At 34.0% G+C, this 3,934-nt stretch carries 5 protein-coding genes; all 5 read left to right on the top strand.

Annotated elements, in window-relative coordinates; all coding sequences use genetic code 11:
* Window positions 1-371: 371 nt before the first annotated feature.
* Genes CQA53_RS10345 through CQA53_RS10325 form a run of 5 tightly spaced genes read left to right on the top strand, consistent with a single transcriptional unit; the run spans window position 372 to window position 3,445 of the window.
* Complete coding sequence (locus tag CQA53_RS10345; RefSeq protein ID WP_115543889.1) at window positions 372-725, top strand: hypothetical protein; 354 nt, start codon at window positions 372-374, stop codon at window positions 723-725.
* Window positions 726-739: 14 nt separating this feature from the next.
* Window positions 740-1,678 (top strand): ATP-grasp fold amidoligase family protein, encoded by a 939-nt coding sequence (locus CQA53_RS13395; RefSeq protein WP_407918853.1) that lies wholly within the window; start codon window positions 740-742, stop codon window positions 1,676-1,678.
* Window positions 1,675-3,009 carry an APC family permease gene (locus CQA53_RS10335; RefSeq protein WP_181882438.1) on the top strand — a complete coding sequence of 445 codons (1,335 nt, stop codon included), beginning with the start codon at window positions 1,675-1,677 and terminating at the stop codon, window positions 3,007-3,009. The genes CQA53_RS13395 and CQA53_RS10335 overlap by 4 nt, the downstream gene beginning before the upstream one ends.
* Window positions 3,010-3,019: 10 nt before the next feature.
* On the top strand, window positions 3,020-3,163 hold the full coding sequence (locus tag CQA53_RS10330; RefSeq protein WP_115543886.1) for an ATP-grasp fold amidoligase family protein: 144 nt from the start codon (window positions 3,020-3,022) through the stop codon (window positions 3,161-3,163).
* Between the two features lie 21 nt (window positions 3,164-3,184).
* Window positions 3,185-3,445, top strand: coding sequence for a hypothetical protein (locus CQA53_RS10325; protein ID WP_115543885.1), 261 nt, complete (start codon window positions 3,185-3,187; stop codon window positions 3,443-3,445).
* Window positions 3,446-3,934: the final 489 nt, after the last annotated feature.

Raw genomic sequence — 3,934 nt, 5'->3', positions numbered from 1 at the left:
AAATCAATGAAGCTATCTCTCAATTAGAGACTATTACACAACAGAATGTAGAAATAGCTAATCATTCTAAAGATATAAGCACAGCAGTAGATAATGTAGTAGCACAAATACTAGCAGATGTGAATAAGAAGAAGTTTTAGATATTATTAATAATTTTGAGGTTAATGAAAACTTTGTATATTTAATCTAGTAGCTCATTGAGGATCGTATGCACAGAGATTCTAAAAGGTAATATGTAGCACAGATTCTACAAAATCCAATAGAATACTCTCTATCTACACTTTTTGAAATATAGACAATACTTCAAAACTTTATGCTAGACTTGTAATCTATTCATAAATAGATAATCTTAAAATCATAAAGGAATTCCTATGAATCTTTTTAAATCAGTAATTTCTTATATCAAAAATACAGAAATATATAAGCAATACAGGTATTATCGTAAAGAAAAAGGTGGCTTTGAATATGATGTAAAATACTTTACAACAAGACACAGAGCTATCTTTGGTTACACTCCTGATTTTAGCAATCCTCAAACCTTCAATGAGAAGATTATTCATAGAATCCTCTATGATAGAAACCCCATCTATACAATCCTTGCTGATAAACTCAAAGCAAGAATCTATATCGCACAACAACTCAAGAGTCTTGCCTACAATCAAGAACATACACACATTGATAATCATCAAGATTCTCGCATTCTAATGGGGGGGGGGGGGGGATAGAACAAGATAATACAATAAATGCCCCAAAAGAGAATGGAGATTTTCATCATATTTTCAATACAGATTCTCCCATCTTTGCTCCTATTGATTCTCTTACCCAAGAACTCTTTGCTACAAACTCTTGTCCTTATCTCCCTCAACTCTATGGAATCTATAAAAGCTTTGAAGAAATAGACTTTACTCTTCTTCCTCAATCTTTTGTGATAAAGACCAATCATGATTGCGGAGGTGTAGTGATAGTAGAGAATAAAGAGCAATTCTTACATAACCAACAAGTCTTTAATGAAGCAAAGAATAAGCTTACCAAACACTTAGAGACAAATTATTATCATATATCAAGAGAATATCATTACAAAGATATAGAGCCTAGAATCTTTGTGGAGGAGATGTTGGGGGAGAATTTACAAGATTATAGGTTTCATAGCTTTACACATATTCATTCACAAAGAGATTCTCTATATACACAAGATTCGATAAATAAAAATCCCACGAACTTAGACCACAAGGACAAAATAGATTCTCAAAAGATAGAATCTTATAGAGAATCTATGCAAGATTCTAAGGCAAACTTGCCTCACACACAAATTGGCTTCATACAAATCGCAAATCACACGCATACCAAAAATACACTCTATGATGAGAAGTGGGAGATTCTCCCGATTGCTTATCTCAATATGCGAGGAGAGCCGACTAATAAACCAACAAAACTCCCTCTTATGCTCCAAATCGCCAAAGCATTAGCCGCACCTCTTAGCTATGTGAGAGTGGATTTGTATAGTATTCAAAATAGAGTTTATGTAGGCGAACTCACTTTCACACCAAATGGTGGCACAGCCAGATTTACCCCACAAGAATGGGACAAAAATTTTGGGGATATGTGGGCGCACCAAAGCTCCATAGAATCTATAAGAGAGCAAAAACGAGACACAAAATCATACAAGGGTATGCAATGAAAAAACGTTACTCTAATATCAATGTCTTGTTTTTGTGTCTAGGGTGCATCATCGGATGGGGTGCTTTTGTCTTACCCGGCGAAGTTTTTATCAAAAATGGTGTAGCAAACTCGCTTATTGGTTTAACACTTGGTTCTTTGTTGATTATCCTTATCTCGCGTAATTATAGCGTTTTGCTTTCACGTTTTCCAAAAGTTGGCGGTGAATTTTATTTCACCCTCAAGATTCTAGGCAAGAAACATGGTTTTATTTGCGGGTGGTTTTTAGCCCTTGCCTATCTTTGCATTATCCCACTAAATGCTACGGCACTTTGCCTATTAATCGATGCCTTTGGGCTTGATTTTCTCCATACACAAGCATTATATGAAATCTTTGACACTCCTCTATTCCTTAGTGATATAATCATCTCTCTTGTTGCGATATTTTTAGCTTGTTTGATTAATTTACGCGGGATACATTTCGCTTTTATCTTTCAATTTTTCCTCACACTTTTTTTAAGTCTAAGTATTTGTTATTTTGCTTTTGGTGTAGGCTTAGAGAGTGTTTCTTTAGAGAATCTAAAATATCTTTTTACACACCAAGAGATACATTTTAGCTCAATTTTAATTGTCTTATCTCTTGCCCCGTGGCTCTATTTGGGCTTTGACTGCGGAGTGCAAATTATTCAAGATATTAAATATAATAGAACACATTTTAGCCTCTTTATGCAATTATCCATCGTGTTTGGTTGTATATTTTATATAGCCCTTATGCTTGTAGCAGCTGCAAGTATAGAATCTGGCAGACTAGATTCTATATCTCTTATTGATTCGAGTATCTTACGACAAAGTGTGCATAATCACTTTGGGAATCTCGGTGATTTTTTACTCATAGTGGCTATTTTTGGTGCGGTAGTAAGTGGTATAAATGGGTTTTTTATCGCTACAACTAAAGTATTATATGCAATGTCCTTGCACAATGTCCTACCTCATATTTTTGCTTCCAAAAATCAATATGGTGTAGCCTCTGTGAGCATAATTTTTATTGCTTGTATAGCATCTATTATGCCTTTTTTTGGTAGGAAAGCATTCTTATATGTTGTAGATATGTCGTGCGTAGGGATAATCATAGCATTTTTGTATGTGCATATCGTGGTGATTATTTTGCGGTATAAAAAGGATTTAAGAATCGATATGTTAGGCTTTATTGGGTTATGTATCAGTTTCTTTTTTATGGCGAGTCTCTTCTTGCCTTTTTCACCCTCTGCCCTCAAAACTCCATCACTTATCGCCCTTGTAGTATGGATAGTGATAGGCTGGGTATTTTTTAGACTAAGAATTAAGCGCACTTAAAACAAGTTTTGTGCATATAGATTTATATAATACAAATGGCAAAATTTTTGTCGGTGAGCTTACCTTTACACATTGTGGTGGAACTGATACTTTTACCCCACAAGATTGGGATAGAAGGTTGGGCGACTTGTGGGAGGTGAATAATATAAAATAAGCCAAAAATAAAATAGTTGGTATGCTTAGCAATAAGCAGAGGGTGGGTAAGGGGAAAATAAATATTCTTCATATACCGACTATATCAGATAAATTAATAAAGGGTGAATGTATCGCTTTCTTTGTGGCATTTGATATGGATGATGGAGATTCTCAAGATATTATAGATGATATTAAATATCATCAATTCAAATATAGAGCAATAATTAAAGATGATAGAACCTATGGAATAGTCTATTCCGTCGAGAGTCTCAATCCTAAATCTATTGGTTGCAACGATTAGGGAAATAATGCGTGAAACGCATAATTTTATCCTAATCCCTCTAGTAATATCTGATGAAGAAAATTTGAATCTGTTTAGCAGAAATATTACTAGGGTTTTAGAAAGAATGGCTTAAGCTAAAAATCACAATATAGCTTGTCTGTCCCTCAAGAAACACTTATTTTTGAGGGACTTTACATCATTTTACTTCCTCTCCGAACTTCAAAAAGTGTAGATAGAGAGTATTCTATTGGATTTTGTAGAATCTGTGCTACATATTACCTTTTAGAATCTCTGTGCATACGATCCTCAATGAGCTACTAGATTAAATATACAAAGTTTTCATTAACCTCAAAATTATTAATAATATCTAAAACTTCTTCTTATTCACATCTGCTAGTATTTGTGCTACTACATTATCTACTGCTGTGCTTATATCTTTAGAATGATTAGCTATTTCTACATTCTGTTGTGTAATAGTCTCTAATTGAGAGATAGCTTCATTGATTT

The organism is Helicobacter didelphidarum, from assembly GCF_003364195.1.
Classification (GTDB): Bacteria; Campylobacterota; Campylobacteria; order Campylobacterales; family Helicobacteraceae; genus Helicobacter_A; species Helicobacter_A didelphidarum.
This window is presented reverse-complemented; position numbering and strand designations above follow the sequence as displayed.